Here is a 15695-nt window from a genome sequence, read left to right on the forward strand (position 1 = left end):
GAGGTAAATTATGGATTTGATTATAGGTTTGATTGCCATTGTTTTGGTGGCATATTATATCGTGAAAGGCTATTCAGCGACTGGCGTGTTGATGTTCGGTGGCTTGGTCTTGTTATTCATTTCAGTGCTGATGGGACATTCGATTTTACCGGAAGGTGTGAAAAGTACCGGTTCCACCTATTTTGATATTTTAGAATATGTGAAATATCTACTCGGTAATCGTGGCGGCGGCTTAGGCTTGATGATTATGGTGTTATGTGGTTTCTCCGTGTACATGACTCATCTTGGTGCGAATGATGTGGTGGTGAAATTGGTTTCAAAACCACTGAAAAATATCCGTTCACCTTATATTTTAATGGTGTTTGCTTACTTCCTTGCATGTTTGATGTCTTTTGCGGTGTCATCTGCAACAGGTTTAGGCGTGTTATTAATGGCGACATTATTCCCTGTCATGGTAAACGTGGGGATTTCACGAGGGGCTGCTGCAGCAATTTGTGCATCGCCAATTTCTATTATCCTTTCTCCAACATCAGGCGACGTGGTGCTTTCGGCTGAAATATCAAAAATTCCTTTAGGTGAGTTTGCCTTTGGCACCGCATTACCGGTTTCGATTTTTGCGATTCTAGGGATTGCTGTCGCACACTTCTTCTGGCAGCGTTATTTAGATAAAAAAGAAGGCGTGCAAGTAGAACGCATTAATGCAGATGAAATTAAAACCACAGCACCAAACTATTATGCGATTTTGCCATTATTACCCATTATTGGCGTGTTGATTTTTGACGGTAAATGGGGCTTACCAAATTTACACATCGTTACTGTGATGGTGCTTTGCTTTATCATTACTGCTGCAGTAGATTTCTTACGTAGCTTTAACGCAAAACAAACCTTCGATAATCTCATTGTGGCATATCGCGGTATGGCAGATGCCTTTGCGGGCGTGGTAATGCTTTTAGTGGCAGCAGGTGTATTTGCACAAAGTTTAAGTACAATCGGCTTTATCACTAATTTAATCGACTCTGCACAATCTTTCGGCGGTTCAGCATTCTTTATGATGTTAGTGCTTGCGGTGATTACTATTTTAGCTACCATGGCGACAGGTTCAGGTAACGCGGCGTTCTATGCTTTTGCAGAATTAATTCCAAAATTAGCCACTCAAATGGGCGTTAATCCAGCGTTCTTAACCATTCCGATGTTACAAGCGTCTAACTTAGGTCGTGGTTTATCACCGGTTTCTGGTGTGGTTGTGGCTGTATCAGGTATGGGAAAAATCTCACCATTTGAAATCGTAAAACGTATGTCTGTCCCAATGTTGGTTGGTTTTATTTGTGTGATTATCGGCACAGAAATCTTTGTTTCTGTTGCTGCCTAGCTTGATAGGTAAAAAAGAAGGGCTGATAGTAAATATCAGCCCTTTTGTTTTGAGTTAAGTGCGGTCAATTTTCTCGCTGTTTTTGATTTTATGCATTTGATGATTTTCAAAAGCTTTCACCAAATCTGCGACTTTTTCGCCTTCCGGTAAAACCAAATCTTGTGCGATATCATTAAGTGGCACAATCACGAATTCGCGGTTTTTCATATCGTAATGAGGAACCGTTAAGCGTTCATTTTGAATGATTTGATCACCATAAAGCAGAATGTCCAAATCCAGTGTACGCTCACCCCAACGACGTAAACGCACGCGGCCTTGTTCATTTTCGATGCGTTGCAATTCATCAAGCAAGGCTAAAGGTGGGCGAGTGGTTTCGATCATCGCTACCGCATTTACATAATCCGGTTGATCCTGAGGGCCTAATGGTTTGCTTTGATAAAATCCGCTGACGGATTTTAATTCGGTATTAGGCAGCGCAGAAATAGCCTCTAATGCCGAATTTAATTGTTCTGTCGGCGTATTTAAATTGCTGCCAAGGGCGATATACACTTGAACCATTAGTTAGCCGCCTTAGGTTTACGTCTGCGATAATATTTTTTCTTTGGCGCTGGATGCAATTTTTGTTGCTCTTGAACCAACTGGCGACGTTGTTCTTGATTGCTGAGTTGGTACTCATGCCACCATTTTGCGAGTTCAACGGTTTCGCCACCTTCCACTTCGGCTCGCATCGCCAATAAATCAAAGGCTGCACGGAATTTTTGATGTTCCATCGTGCGAGCAGGGTGAGAGCCCGTACGTTTAAGCAGTTGTAATTGCAACATCCAAATATCACGAATGACAGCTGTATGACGGCGTGGTGCGGCTAATGAGCGGCATAATTGATCAAGCACTTCATTGCTTGCAAGGGCATAAGCATCGTGATTGTTTAAGCCACCTTCATTTTTCAGCACATCTACTTTTTCGCGTAATGGATACCAGAAGAATGCCGCGAATAAAAAGGCAGGATTAATGCGCAATTTATCGGCGATACGTTCATCAGTTGAATTTAACGAAGTTAAAATCATGCGCTCCGCAAGGCTGTCTTCTTTTTCGGTGAAATAAGGTGTTAAGCTTGGGAAAAGCTGTTCAAATAAGCCGTATTGACGCAGTAATTTATAGGTTTTTACGCCATTGCCAGACTGCAATAATTTTAAGCTTTCATCGAATAAACGCGCCGGTGGAATATTTTTCAGTAATGGTGCAAGTTCACGAATGGGTTGTTCACTTGGTTTTTCCAAGAACATATCTAATTTCGCCATAAAGCGCACAGAGCGTAACATACGCACAGGATCTTCTTGATAACGAGTCACTGGATCACCAATAAGACGTAATTTTCCGTTTTTCAGATCATCAATCCCGTTGAAGTAATCACGCAGCGTATTATCTTGCGGATTGTAGTAAAGGGCGTTTACGGTGAAGTCACGGCGTTCGGCATCTTGTTCAATGGTGCCGTATACGTTATCACGCAGTAACATTCCTTCATCGCTTTGTTTGGCTTGATTTTCGCTGCGAGCATCCGAATGGTTTGCACGGAATGTGGCCACTTCTATCACATCGCGACCAAACATAATATGCGCCAGGCGGAAACGACGACCAACTAAACGGCACTGACGTTGGAATACTGCCTGGATTTGCTCTGGACGAGCGTTTGTTGCCACATCAAAATCTTTTGGATGTTTACCTAATAATAAATCACGTAAACAGCCTCCAACGATATAAGCCTCATAACCTTGCCGTTGCAATTTTTCCACCACAGTTATGGCATTACGGCTAAACATACGCGGGTTAATGCCGAAATGAGAGGCTTTCACGCTATGTTTGTCGTAACGAGATGCTTGTGTGTTGGTTTTTTTATGGTGAGAAGAGGACGGGGCGATCTTGGGTTGTGAACGCTCTGTTTTTGAAACGTTTGATTTTTGGGTTTTGGGCGCCGTTTTTGGAACGGGCGAATTTATATTGGTTTCGGTTTCTTTTTTAGTTTTTTTACCAAATAAATTTTTTATATAAGTAAGAATAATTTACTCCATTCTCTATGTTCAATGCGCATTTGATAAAAACACGAAAAGTGCGGTTGTTTTTGACCGCACTTTTTCGTTGGGTTATTTGAATCAATTAACCTGCGACTTGTTTTTCACGAATTTCAGCAAGGGTTTTACAATCGATACAAAGATCAGCAGTAGGACGTGCTTCTAAGCGACGAATGCCAATTTCTTCCCCACAAGAATCGCAATAACCGAAATCATCGGTATCCAATTTTTTCAATGTGTATTCAATCTTTTTCATTAATTTACGCTCGCGATCGCGGTTACGTAATTCAAGACTGAATTCTTCTTCTTGGGTCGCACGGTCAGCTGGATCCGGGAAGTTTGACGCTTCATCTTGCATATGAGCAACAGTTCTTGATGCTTCTTCCACAATTTGCTCGTGCCATGCTGTTAAAATTTTTCTGAAATGAAGAATTTGCTCTTCATTCATGTATTCCTCATCTTTCTTTGGTTGATAAGGTGTAACACCGGCTAAATCCAGCAAACTTAGAGATGCCTTAGACATTGATAACTCCTAATAATAGTACAGAATTTAATGACGTCCTGTCTTGTTTTTGTGATTAGTTCTTATTGCTAAAAATAGCTGACATAAGAACCTAGTTATTTTAAGGGCGATATAAATAGCAGAACTTCATCTATTTAGCAAATAAATTTAGCCTGGAAATTTAAATTTTGCGATCGAGATCGCAAAAAATGGCGTAATTATTTGTTTATTTATGAGGTTAAAGCTAGGTTGCCTTATTTTCTCGCTATAAATCACACTCCAAATGAAATTCACGTTATTTCAACTGTGCATCATGCTCATCGTTTCAGCCTTTTCTTTGCTTGTCGTGCCCGATTTTTTACTGTTTACCTGGCAACGAGCGGGGCTGAGCATTTTATTGTTGGTTATGACCGCATTTTGTTTCCATTGGTTCAATTATTTTAAAGTCAAAAATTTTTGCATTAACGGCATTTGGTTTTTGCTTACTTTAGCTTACGTGCATTCACAAGCCTTATCGTTATTGACCCAAGCCGAAAAAATTTCAAGTTTACCGAATAAAATCACGTTAGATCTTCACATTTCAGAAATTCTTCATCAGCAAGATTATCAAACGTTAGTTGCGACGACGTCTTTATTTGATGGGAAAGAACAACAAATTTTTATTAATTGGCGAGCACCAGAAAAACCACAACTCGGTGAAATTTGGCGGGCGGATGTAAAGCTTCGCCCTATTTCGGCGAGATTAAATCATGGCGGATTTGATCGACAACAATGGTATTTTTCTAAAAGGATTATTGCCGTAGGAAATGTGAAAAGTGCGGTCAAAATTGGGGACGATTTTTCTTTCCGCACAGATTTTCTACAAAATACCCTCAAGCAGACGGAAGGGCTTTCTTTACAAGGTTTACTTATCGCATTGGCATTTGGTGAGCGGGCTTGGCTGGATAATAAAACGTGGCTGATTTATCAACAAACGAATACAGCACATTTAATTGCCATTTCAGGACTCCATATCGGTTTAGCAATGGGGATAGGCTTTTTCTTTGCTCGATTATTGCAACTCGCACTGCCTACACGCTTTATTTCACCCTGGTTTCCGCTTTGCTTTGGCGTGTTGATTGCTTTAGGTTACGCCTATTTAGCCGGATTTAGTTTACCGACCTTCCGTGCAATGATGGCATTGCTTTTTATTGCAATCCTTCAATTTTCGCGACGATATTACACGCCTTCTCAAATGCTTTGTTTAGTGGTGGAATTTTTGTTGTTTTGCGATCCGCTTATGCCACTTTCGGTGAGCTTTTGGCTTTCAGTTTGTGCTGTTACTTGTTTGATTGTGTGGTACAGATATGTTCCCTTATCGATCTTTAAATGGCGGCATCAAAAATTATCCCGCAAAGTGCGGTGGATTTTGGGCTTGTTTCATTTGCAACTTGGGCTGCTGATTTTATTCACGCCTATTCAACTTTTCTTTTTTAATGGCTTAGCATTAAATGGTTTTTTGGCGAATTTAATTGCCGTGCCCTTGTATAGCTTCTTACTGGTACCCTTGATTCTCTTTGCAGTGTTGACCCATGGCGCATTTTCTTCTTGGCATCTTTCAAATGCGATTGCTCAAGGTATTACGCAATGTCTCAGTATTTTCCAAGGATCGAATGTTCCGATTTCGATTAATTTATCCCTCATTCTGACCGCACTTTTAAGCCTTATTTTGGGTGGGATTTTAGGTGGATTGTATTTTTTGTCTCAAGCTCAAACAAAAAATATACCGTTAAAATCGAGTCGATTTTTCACGTTAAATAACACAAAAGTCTTATCGTCAGAAGATTATAAACAAGCCCTATTGGGCGTAATCCTTATTTTTAGTGTTTGTATGAGTACGCTAGGGTATCGATATTTTACGAAACCTAAATGGCAGTTAGACACGTTAGATGTTGGACAAGGTTTAGCCACCTTAATTGTGAAAGAGGGGAAAGGCATCTTGTATGACACTGGGGCTGCTTGGCAGAGTGGAACAGGGGGCTCTTCCATGGCAGAATTGGAAATATTGCCTTATCTTCAACGGGAAGGGATTGAACTTGAAACCTTGATTTTAAGCCATGATGATAACGATCATTCTGGTGGCGCTAAAGTGATTTTAGCCGCATACCCAGAGATTGAGCTGATTACACCTTCTCGCAAAAACTATGGCGAAACGCATCACACTTTTTGTCTTCAGGGAAAACGATGGTCGTGGCGAGGGATTGATTTTAAAGTTCTTTCACCTGAGCAAATTACAGACAGGGCGGAGAATCCTCAATCTTGCGTGGTTTTATTAACGGATGGACAGTATAAGATCCTTTTAACCGGTGATGCTGATCTGGCAACAGAAAGAGCTTTTGCTGAAAACCAAGGCAAGATTAATGTGTTACAAGTGGGGCATCATGGTAGTAAAACTTCAACAGGCGAGTTTTTACTGGCACAGACAAAGCCAGATATAGCCTTAATTTCAAGTGGACGATGGAACGCGTGGAATTTCCCTCATCCAAGCGTGATTGAACGATTAAATCGTTATCAAAGTGCGGTCGAAAATACGGCTATTTCAGGTCATATAAGGTTAAATTTTACTGAAAAAGGCATTGAAATTGAAAAGGAGAGAGGGGATTTTTCACCTTGGTTTGCCCGTGTAATTGGATTATCCCCGAAATAACAGGTACAATGCAGCCAATTTTTATTAAGACAATGTGATGCAAGAACAAACTATGCAAGATAAAGATTTCTCAACCTCGCAAACTTTTAAGCGTTTATGGCCGATGATTTCACCTTTTAAATCAGGTTTATTTGTCGCTGCTGTTGCTCTCGTTTTTAATGCATTGGCTGATTCTGGCCTTATTTATATGCTTAAGCCGTTGCTCGATGATGGGTTTGGGAAAGCAGATCATTCCTTCCTAAAACTGATGGCGTTTGTTGTGGTTGGTATGATTATGTTGCGTGGTGTGACTAACTTTATTTCCAGCTATTGTTTGGCTTGGGTATCAGGAAAAGTGGTGATGATTATGCGTCGTCGTTTGTTTAAACATTTAATGTTTATGCCAGTAAGTTTCTTTGATTGTAATTCAACGGGGAAATTGCTTTCTCGTATTACTTACGATTCAGAAATGATTGCCAATTCTTCATCTAATTCATTGGTGACCATTGTACGTGAGGGAGCCTATTTAATTTCATTGCTCGTGGTGATGTTCTATACCAGTTGGGAATTGACGTTGGTTCTTTTCGTCATTGGGCCAATTATTGCGGTGCTTATTCGCTTTGTATCGAAGATCTTCCGTAAGCTTAGTAAAAACATGCAAGATTCTATGGGGGAATTAACCTCTGCGACGGAACAAATGCTAAAAGGACATAAAGTGGTGCTTTCTTTTGGTGGTCAATTAGTGGAAGAAGAGCGTTTCGATAAAGTGAGTAACGATATGCGTCGTAAAGGTATGAAAATGGTGACAGCAGATGCCATTTCAGATCCTGTCGTGCAAGTGATTGCCTCTTTGGCGTTAGCCGCGGTGCTTTATTTAGCAACCACACCATTAATTGCGGAGCATAATTTAACCGCAGGTTCTTTCACTGTCGTCTTTTCTTCCATGTTAGCGATGATGCGTCCGTTAAAATCCTTGACGAATGTGAACTCACAATTTCAACGAGGCATGGCGGCCTGTCAGACATTATTTTCTATCTTAGATTTAGAAACTGAAAAAGATAATGGCACATATAAAGCAGAACCAGCAAAAGGTGATTTAGAATTTAAAAATGTAAGTTTTGCTTATGAGGGTAAAGAAGAGAAAGCCTTAAATAATATCTCTTTTAATGTGCCTGCAGGCAAAACCGTGGCTTTAGTGGGACGTTCAGGTTCGGGGAAATCAACCATTGCCAATTTAGTGACGCGTTTCTACGATATTGATGAAGGTGAGATTTTATTAGATGGCGTGAGAATTCAAGATTATCGTTTATCTAATTTACGTGAGAATTGTTCTGTTGTTTCTCAACAAGTGCATTTATTTAATGATACGATTGCCAATAATATCGCCTATGCGGCAGAAGATAAATATACGCGTGAGCAAATTATTGAAGCAGCAAAAGCAGCTTATGCCCTGGAGTTTATCGAGAAACTTCCACAAGGTTTTGATACCGTTATTGGTGAGAATGGAGCAAGTCTTTCTGGTGGTCAACGTCAGCGTTTAGCCATTGCTCGTGCGCTATTGCGTAATTCACCTGTCTTAATTTTAGATGAAGCGACTTCTGCACTTGATACCGAATCTGAACGAGCGATTCAGTCCGCATTAGAAGAACTGAAGAAAGATCGTACGGTATTGGTTATCGCACATCGTTTATCAACCATTGAAAATGCCGATGAAATCTTAGTTATTGAACACGGTGAAATTAAAGAACGTGGTACACACCAAGATTTATTAGCACTTGATGGCGCGTATAAACAATTACACAGTATGCAGTTTAGCGGATAAAATAATAAGGGCGAACCAATGAGTTCGCCCAAAATCAATATAGGACAAATGAAATGCCTTTTTGGTACTCTAATTCAAAGCTTGCTTGGTTGCTCTTGCCTTTTTCACTGCTATTTTGGTTGATTAGCCAAATTCGCCGAGCATTATTTTCCCTAAATATCTTATCTTCTTATAAATCTTCGAAACCCGTCATTATTGTTGGCAATCTTTCTGTTGGTGGAAATGGTAAAACGCCTGTCGTTGTCTGGCTAGTTGAAGAGTTACAAAAACAAGGATTGCGTGTAGGCGTGATTTCTCGTGGCTATGGTAGCCAATCTAAAATCTATCCTTTACTTGTCACACCGGAAACAGACCCTGTTCAAGGGGGCGATGAGCCCGTTTTAATTGTAAAAAGAACAGATGTGCCCGTGGTGATTTCACCGAATCGTCAACAAGCAATCGAATTACTTTTGAAAACACAGGATTGCGATCTGATTATTTCGGATGATGGATTACAACATTATAAGTTGCAGCGTGATATTGAAATTGTGGTAATGGACGCAGAACGTGCTTTAGGGAACGGCTTTGTATTACCCGCTGGGCCTTTACGTGAATTACCAAGTCGCTTAAAAAGTGTGGACTTTGTGATTACTAATGGCGGAAAAAATGCTTATTCTGATGCAGTTATGACGTTAGTTCCTCACTATGCGATTAATTTAGTGACGGCAGAAAAACGCTTGCTAAGTGAGTTTACCCAAGGTTCAGCTATTGCGGGAATTGGTAATCCACAACGTTTTTTCACGATGTTGGAAAATTTAAATATTCGTTTAGAAAATACGAAAGCGTTTCAAGATCATCAACATTTTGAGCCTCAATTATTAGAAAAACTCGCTGAAAATCAACCGCTCTTTATGACCGAAAAGGATGCCGTAAAATGCCAAGCGTTTGCTAAAGAGAATTGGTGGTATGTTCCAGTTGATGCGGAGATTGTTGAAGCTGAAAAGCAAGGCCAAAAACTTCCACAATTGTGGGAAAAAATCTGTCATTTGGTTTAACTCTATTCGAGTGAAATATGCGTGAGAAACTTAATCCTCGATTATTAGATGTGATCGCTTGCCCACGGTGTTTGGCAAGATTGAAATACGATCAAGAAAATCAACGGCTCATTTGCCCTTTTGAGCAAGTGGCGTATCCTATTGAAAACGGCGTGCCGGTTTTATTGGCAGAGAAAGCCGAAACACTGAAAGAATAAGGAATGCTTATGTCATTTACAGTTATTATCCCTGCTCGTTTTGCATCGAGCCGCTTACCAGGTAAACCTTTAGCAGATATTGCCGGTAAACCCATGATTCAACATGTTTTTGAGAAAGCTCAACAATCAGGTGCGAGCCGAGTGATTATCGCCACAGATAACGAACAAGTTGAAAAGGCCGCAAAAGCTTTTGGGGCAGAAGTGTGTATGACATCAGAAGCACATAATTCCGGTACTGAGCGTTTAGCGGAAGTGGTAAGTAAGCTTGGTATTGCTGATGATGAAATTATTGTAAACATCCAAGGGGATGAGCCGTTAATTCCACCCGTTATTGTAAGTCAAGTGGCAGAAAATTTAGCGAAGTTTAACGTGAATATGGCGACGCTTGCGGTAAAAATTCACGAAGCGGAAGAGTTATTTAACCCAAATGCCGTGAAAGTCGTTACGGATAAAGACGGCTATGTGTTGTATTTTTCCCGTTCAGTAATCCCTTACGATCGTGATCAATTTATGCAATTAGCGGATACCTCAAAGGCACAACTGGCTGATGCGTATCTTCGTCATATCGGTATTTATGCTTACCGTGCAGGCTTTATTAAACAATATGTGCAATGGGCACCAACACAATTAGAAAACTTAGAGAAATTAGAGCAACTCCGTGTATTGTGGTACGGTGAGCGTATCCATGTGGAATTGGCGAAAGAAGTCCCGGCTGTTGGTGTGGATACCGCAGAAGATTTAGAAAAAGTGCGGTCAATTTTGGCATAGTTTTTATTTATGTTTGATTCTAAAAAGTTTCTCTCAGACGTTTCTCATGAACCTGGTGTTTATCGTATGTATGACGATAAAGATCAGGTCATTTATGTAGGCAAAGCGAAAGATCTTAAAAAGCGCCTTTCCAGCTATTTCCGCAAAAACTTAAGTAGCAAAAAAACAGAAGCCTTGGTGTCGTCAATTCATCATATTGATACGACGATTACTTCTTCTGAAACAGAAGCATTATTGCTTGAGCATAATTTCATTAAGCTTTATCAACCTCGTTATAACGTATTATTGCGAGATGATAAATCCTATCCTTTTATTTTATTGACGAAAGAACGTCATCCTCGTATTACTTCTTATCGTGGAACGAAAAAAATTGCAGGTGAGTATTTCGGACCTTATCCTCATGCAGGTGCAGTACGTGAAACCTTGTCGTTAATGCAAAAATTGTTCCCTGTTCGTCAATGTGAAAATTCGGTTTATAACAATCGTTCCCGCCCTTGTTTGCAATATCAAATTAGGCGTTGCTCAGCACCTTGTGTGCCAGGTTATGTGACTGATGAGGAATATAACCAACAAGTGGAATTAGCACGATTATTTTTGCAAGGGAAAGATCAGCAAGTATTAGATTATCTCATTGGCAGAATGGAGCAGGCGAGCCGAGACTTGGATTTTGAAGGTGCAGCGCGTTATCGTGATCAAATTCAAGCCGTTCGTGCAGTTATCGAAAAACAATTCGTATCCAATGAGCGTTTGGACGATATGGATATTATGTCCATTGCGTATCAGCATGGTTTAGCTTGTGTTCAGGTGATGTTTATTCGTCAAGGCAAAGTATTGGGCAATCGCAGTTATTTTCCGAAAGTGCCTGCCAATACTGATTTATCTGAATTAACGGCGACGTTTGTTGGGCAGTTTTATTTGCAAGGTCATCAGGGCAGAAGTATTCCTAATAGTATTATTGTGGATCATAAATTAGATGAAAAAGCTGAGCTTGAAGCCTTGTTAACTGAACAAGCAGGTAGAAAAGTAGTGATACAAGAATCCGCTAAAGGCGATAAAGGTAAATATCTACAACTAGCGCAAATTAATGCCAAAGCAGCTTTGGCAACTCAGCTCAAACAATCTTCTCGAATGCACGAACGTTATCAAGCTCTTTGCGAATTGCTCGATATGCCTGAAATTAAACGTATGGAATGTTTTGATATTAGTCATACGATGGGGAATCAAACTGTAGCATCTTGCGTGGTATTTAATCAAGAAGGCCCACTGAAATCAGATTATCGCCGTTTTAATATTGAAGGCATTACCGGTGGTGATGACTATGCAGCGATGGAGCAAGCCTTAAAGAAACGTTACGACCGCGATCTTGATGAAGATAAAATCCCCGATATTATTTTTATTGATGGTGGTAAAGGGCAGCTTAATCGTGCCTTAGAGGTTTTTCATCACCTCAACGTAAAATGGGATAAAAATCGACCGCACTTAATTGGTGTGGCAAAAGGTGTGGATCGTCGAGCAGGACAGGAAGTGTTGATTATCAGCAAACAGGATCGTGAGATTCACTTGCCGGATGATAGCCTTGCGCTACATTTAATCCAACATATTAGAGATGAAAGCCATAATCATGCGATTAGTGGTCATCGTCAAAAACGCCAAAAAGCCTTTACCCAAAGTGGATTGGAAACCATTGAAGGAGTAGGCGCTAAACGACGTCAAGCCTTGTTGAAATATTTAGGTGGATTGCAAGGTGTCAAAAATGCCACATTAGATGAGATCGCATCAGTACCGGGTATTTCTAAAGCCTTAGCAGAAAAGATTTTCGAGACCTTAAAAAGTTAGGAAAAATCTTGATTTTCTAGGCAAACTGTCTATTATTTCAACCTTTCGGATTTTATATAGGAACATATTATGTTTGAATGGCTTGTTGATCCTGAAGCATGGATTTCATTGCTTACTTTGGCCGCTCTTGAAATCGTCTTGGGTATTGATAACATTATTTTTATTAGTATTTTAGTAGGACGTTTACCCGCGAATCAACGCCAATCTGGTCGTATTATCGGTCTTGGATTAGCGATGATTACTCGTATTTTACTTCTTGTTTCTCTTTCCTGGATGATGAAATTAACGGAGCCACTATTCACTTTAGTCGGTCAGGAAATTTCGGGTCGCGATTTGATTTTATTCCTTGGGGGCTTATTCCTGATTATGAAAAGTACAGGTGAAATCAAAGAAGCGATGCATCCTGAATCACATCATGAAGAAGAGAATAATAAGAAGAAAGTCAGTTATTTGGGTGTATTAATCCAAATTGCGATTTTAGATATTGTGTTTTCTTTAGACTCAGTGATTACTGCGGTAGGGATGGCAAACCACCTTCCAGTGATGATTTTGGCAATTATGATTGCAGTAGGTGTGATGATGTTTGCAGCGAAACCAATTGGTAATTTTGTTGATACCCATCCGACATTGAAGATTTTAGCCTTAGCATTCTTAATTTTAGTTGGAGTAAGTTTAATTGCTGAAAGTTTGGATATTCATATTCCAAAAGGCTACATTTACTTTGCAATGGGCTTCTCAACAGTAGTTGAAATGCTCAACATCAAAATGCGAAAATCACTTGGTCATTAAATCATATAAAAAGGCGGAACAATGTGTTCCGCCTTTTTTTAGTCATTATAGAATACCCCTTTCCCATACAAATACATGGTGACTTGTTCGTCAGTATGGTATTCGTTGATGAGATCTTCATTGATATTCAATTCATAACCGCAAACATCAATACAAATATTGATAGCTCGTCCTCTTGATTCAATTCGCTTAATCTCACCTTTAAAAGAAGCGGTCGGGTCTTGGATTTTTTTCGCAAGAGAGAATTGCTCAGGGCGGAATAACACTTTCCCTTGCGTATGGCCATTTCCTTTATTTTCGATGGCAATTTCACCTAATTGACAGGTCGCGATGCTATCGTTTTTTAATGTTGCAGGAAGAATAATGCTGTCCCCAATAAATTTAGCAATAGACAAATACTGAGGTGACCAATAGAGCGTTTTAGGTGTCGCAATTTGGAGAATTTTCCCTTCTTGAATCACTGCGATTTTGTCAGCATGACATAGTGCTTCATCGCGATCATGGGTCACGAATACGGCAGAGGAACCACTTTCTCTTAATACTTGTAACATATCGTAACGAATTTGATTTCTTAGATGTTCATCTAACGCACTAAATGGCTCATCAAACAGGATTAACTCAGGGCTTGGTGCAAGTGCTCGAGCAAGTGCAACACGTTGCTGTTGACCACCAGAAAGCTGATGAGGGAAACGGTCCGCTAAGCTGCTAATACCCGTGAGTTTCATCACTTCTTCGATGCGTTGTTTTTCCTCTTCCGTTTTCCCTTTGCCATCGCCTAAGCCATAAGCAATATTGCGGTAAACATTTAAATGAGGAAATAGCACGCCTTCTTGTACCACATAGCCTAATTTGCGTTGCTGGGTCGGCACATTGAGATTTTCTTTAAAAATAGGTTGATTCTTTAACCAAATCTCACCGCTTGTTGGTTGTTCAAAACCAGCAATACTACGCAATAAGGTGGTTTTTCCACAACCAGATGCGCCAAGAAGAAATAGAATTTCACCTTTCTCTAATTGCAGAGAGATATTGTGCAGAACCTGGTGTCCGTTAAAGGATTTATTCAAATTTTTAATGTCGAGTAATGTTGTCATTTTTATCTTCTCGTTATTTAAAACCGTATCGTTTCAGTAAAAATACAGGAATCCCTGAAAATAGCACTAACATAATGGCATAAGGCGTTGCAGCCGCATATTGTGCATCAGAGGTGTATTCCCACACCGCAGTTGAAAGCGTTTTAATGTCATTAGGGGTCAGTAATAAGGTTGCGGTGAGCTCTTTCATTAAGTTTAAAAATACTAAAGCAAAGGCAGCCGCAATCCCCGGTAACATAGCTGGAATGACTAAGGTACGGAAAATATAAAAGTTGCTACGGCCTAAGCTTTGCCCTACCTTTTCAATGTTACTAGACATTTGTTCAAGCGAGCTACGCAAGGTCGTTTGCGCCATTGGAAGATAAAGCATAAAGTAGGCAACGATAACCATGGCAAAGGTTTGATAAAGGGAATAGGCATAGTTGATGGTAAAGAAGACCAATGATAATGCGATAACAAGCCCTGGCACAGCGTGAAGTAGATAAGGGATTCGATCAAGCCAAATCGTCAATTTACTGCGATAGCGTACCGCAGCCCATACCAATGGTAGTGCACAAATAACGGTAAGTGTTGCACCCAGTGTTGATATAGTCAGTGAATTTGTGAAGGCGGTAAAAAATTCCCCAAAATCGACCGCACCTTCAATGGAACTTCCCACGGTTAGCCAATAAATCAGCATAGTAATCGGCACACCAATACTGAGCACAAAAATGGTCGTGAAAAAGCTTACGACTAAAATTTGTTTTCCTGCTGAGAGGGTTTTCAATGGATACGGACGTATTACGCCTTTGCCGCTTTGATAGAGTGTTTGTGTGCCTCTAAAACGAATTTCCCCCATCACAACAAAGATACAGATCACCATTAACACACCAGAAAGTAAGGCGGCGGTGTTGTTATTAAAGGCCATTTCATATTCTTGGAAAATTGCCGTAGTGAAGGTTTGGTAATTTAAAATAGACACGGCGCCAAAGTCTACCAACATATGAAGCGCAATTAATAATACGCTGCTACCGATGGCGGGTTTGAGTTGTGGAAAAATCGCATGCCAAAATGTGTAAGCATGGCTTTTAGCTAATGAAAGGCTCACTTCTTCTAAAGAGCGGTCGAGTCTTTTTAAGGTCGCCGCGACAGGGAGATAAGCAAGCGGGAAAGAACTCAGCGTCATAATGCCGATGGTTCCCCAGAAGCCTTCCACTCTGAAGGTAAGACTGATCCACGTAAAACAACTGACAAAAGCCGGAATACAAAGAGGGAGCGTCATGGCTACTTGGAAAAAGCCTTTTCCCCAAAAGCGATAACGTTCTAATAAAAACGCACATAGTGTGCCGAGAATAATGGCAAAAAGTGTGACAAATACCATTAAAAGTAGGGTATTACTGAGCAATTCCCACATTCTTGGGCGCCAAAGTAATTCAATGCTGCGAGCCAATCCGACATCTGCAGCACGCTCAATAACATATAAAAAAGGGAGTAATAATGGCAAACTAATCAGCACGATTAAGGCTATAAGCCAGCGAGGTGGGCGATTAGACACAGAAAAATCCTTTGAAAATATT

At 40.3% G+C, this 15695-nt stretch carries 13 protein-coding genes; 8 read left to right on the forward strand and 5 right to left on the reverse strand.

The window, feature by feature from the left end; genetic code table 11:
* Nucleotides 1-10: 10 nt before the first annotated feature.
* Entirely contained in the window at nt 11-1369 is a 1359-nt protein-coding gene (dcuC, locus tag AC979_RS00330; RefSeq protein WP_049372400.1) for an anaerobic C4-dicarboxylate transporter DcuC, read from the forward strand.
* Nucleotides 1370-1423: 54 nt separating this feature from the next.
* Here dcuC and folK read toward each other — a convergent pair whose 3' ends face one another.
* From folK to dksA, 3 genes are all read right to left on the reverse strand, one after another.
* A complete protein-coding gene (gene folK / locus AC979_RS00335; RefSeq protein ID WP_014065105.1) occupies nt 1424-1927 on the reverse strand; it encodes a 2-amino-4-hydroxy-6-hydroxymethyldihydropteridine diphosphokinase in 504 nt (167 codons plus the stop codon).
* On the reverse strand, nt 1927-3285 hold the full coding sequence (gene pcnB, locus AC979_RS00340; RefSeq protein WP_080971274.1) for a polynucleotide adenylyltransferase PcnB: 1359 nt from the start codon (nt 3283-3285) through the stop codon (nt 1927-1929). The genes folK and pcnB overlap by 1 nt, the downstream gene beginning before the upstream one ends.
* A 235-nt stretch (nt 3286-3520) precedes the next feature.
* Nucleotides 3521-3958, reverse strand: coding sequence for an RNA polymerase-binding protein DksA (gene dksA, locus AC979_RS00345; RefSeq protein ID WP_049372402.1), 438 nt, complete (start codon nt 3956-3958; stop codon nt 3521-3523).
* A 262-nt stretch (nt 3959-4220) separates the two neighbouring features.
* Between dksA and AC979_RS00350 the strand changes: the two genes are divergently transcribed.
* The 7 genes from AC979_RS00350 (at nt 4221) to AC979_RS00380 (ending at nt 13048) form a co-directional block, all read left to right on the forward strand.
* Complete coding sequence (locus AC979_RS00350) at nt 4221-6623, forward strand: DNA internalization-related competence protein ComEC/Rec2 (RefSeq protein WP_049372403.1); 2403 nt, start codon at nt 4221-4223, stop codon at nt 6621-6623.
* Between the two features lie 37 nt (nt 6624-6660).
* Complete coding sequence (gene msbA, locus AC979_RS00355) at nt 6661-8424, forward strand: lipid A ABC transporter ATP-binding protein/permease MsbA (protein WP_049372404.1); 1764 nt, start codon at nt 6661-6663, stop codon at nt 8422-8424.
* A gap of 53 nt (nt 8425-8477) precedes the next feature.
* The gene (gene lpxK, locus AC979_RS00360) at nt 8478-9458 is read left to right on the forward strand and encodes a tetraacyldisaccharide 4'-kinase (protein ID WP_049372405.1); all 981 of its coding nucleotides are present in this window, start codon (nt 8478-8480) and stop codon (nt 9456-9458) included.
* Nucleotides 9459-9475: 17 nt separating this feature from the next.
* Entirely contained in the window at nt 9476-9655 is a 180-nt protein-coding gene (locus tag AC979_RS00365) for a Trm112 family protein (RefSeq protein ID WP_049372406.1), read from the forward strand.
* 9 nt (nt 9656-9664) lie between these two features.
* Complete coding sequence (gene kdsB, locus AC979_RS00370; RefSeq protein ID WP_049362145.1) at nt 9665-10423, forward strand: 3-deoxy-manno-octulosonate cytidylyltransferase; 759 nt, start codon at nt 9665-9667, stop codon at nt 10421-10423.
* A 9-nt stretch (nt 10424-10432) separates the two neighbouring features.
* Nucleotides 10433-12259, forward strand: a complete 1827-nt coding sequence (uvrC, locus tag AC979_RS00375; RefSeq protein WP_049372407.1) for an excinuclease ABC subunit UvrC — start codon at nt 10433-10435, stop codon at nt 12257-12259.
* 69 nt (nt 12260-12328) lie between these two features.
* Nucleotides 12329-13048: a TerC family protein gene (locus AC979_RS00380; RefSeq protein ID WP_049372408.1), complete on the forward strand. Its 720-nt coding sequence runs from the start codon at nt 12329-12331 to the stop codon at nt 13046-13048.
* A gap of 38 nt (nt 13049-13086) precedes the next feature.
* Here the strand turns inward: AC979_RS00380 and AC979_RS00385 are convergent, their stop codons facing one another.
* On the reverse strand, nt 13087-14139 hold the full coding sequence (locus tag AC979_RS00385) for an ABC transporter ATP-binding protein (protein WP_049370160.1): 1053 nt from the start codon (nt 14137-14139) through the stop codon (nt 13087-13089).
* Between the two features lie 13 nt (nt 14140-14152).
* Entirely contained in the window at nt 14153-15673 is a 1521-nt protein-coding gene (locus AC979_RS00390; RefSeq protein WP_049370161.1) for an ABC transporter permease, read from the reverse strand.
* Between the last annotated feature and the right edge of the window lie 22 nt (nt 15674-15695).

Origin of the sequence: Parahaemophilus parainfluenzae, assembly GCF_001053575.1 — a bacterium.
In the GTDB taxonomy this organism is placed as follows: Bacteria; Pseudomonadota; Gammaproteobacteria; order Enterobacterales; family Pasteurellaceae; genus Haemophilus_D; species Haemophilus_D parainfluenzae_S.

What these genes read in the sequence shown, in the direction of transcription:
- AC979_RS00365 (WP_049372406.1), top strand. Translation starts at nt 9,476, where the DNA reads ATGCGTGAGAAACTTAATCCTCGATTATTAGATGTGATCGCTTGCCCA.
- msbA (WP_049372404.1), top strand. Translation starts at nt 6,661, where the DNA reads ATGCAAGAACAAACTATGCAAGATAAAGATTTCTCAACCTCGCAAACT.
- AC979_RS00385 (WP_049370160.1), bottom strand. Translation starts at nt 14,139, where the DNA reads ATGACAACATTACTCGACATTAAAAATTTGAATAAATCCTTTAACGGA.
- lpxK (WP_049372405.1), top strand. Translation starts at nt 8,478, where the DNA reads ATGCCTTTTTGGTACTCTAATTCAAAGCTTGCTTGGTTGCTCTTGCCT.
- folK (WP_014065105.1), bottom strand. Translation starts at nt 1,927, where the DNA reads ATGGTTCAAGTGTATATCGCCCTTGGCAGCAATTTAAATACGCCGACA.
- AC979_RS00350 (WP_049372403.1), top strand. Translation starts at nt 4,221, where the DNA reads ATGAAATTCACGTTATTTCAACTGTGCATCATGCTCATCGTTTCAGCC.
- kdsB (WP_049362145.1), top strand. Translation starts at nt 9,665, where the DNA reads ATGTCATTTACAGTTATTATCCCTGCTCGTTTTGCATCGAGCCGCTTA.
- uvrC (WP_049372407.1), top strand. Translation starts at nt 10,433, where the DNA reads ATGTTTGATTCTAAAAAGTTTCTCTCAGACGTTTCTCATGAACCTGGT.
- dcuC (WP_049372400.1), top strand. Translation starts at nt 11, where the DNA reads ATGGATTTGATTATAGGTTTGATTGCCATTGTTTTGGTGGCATATTAT.
- dksA (WP_049372402.1), bottom strand. Translation starts at nt 3,958, where the DNA reads ATGTCTAAGGCATCTCTAAGTTTGCTGGATTTAGCCGGTGTTACACCT.
- AC979_RS00380 (WP_049372408.1), top strand. Translation starts at nt 12,329, where the DNA reads ATGTTTGAATGGCTTGTTGATCCTGAAGCATGGATTTCATTGCTTACT.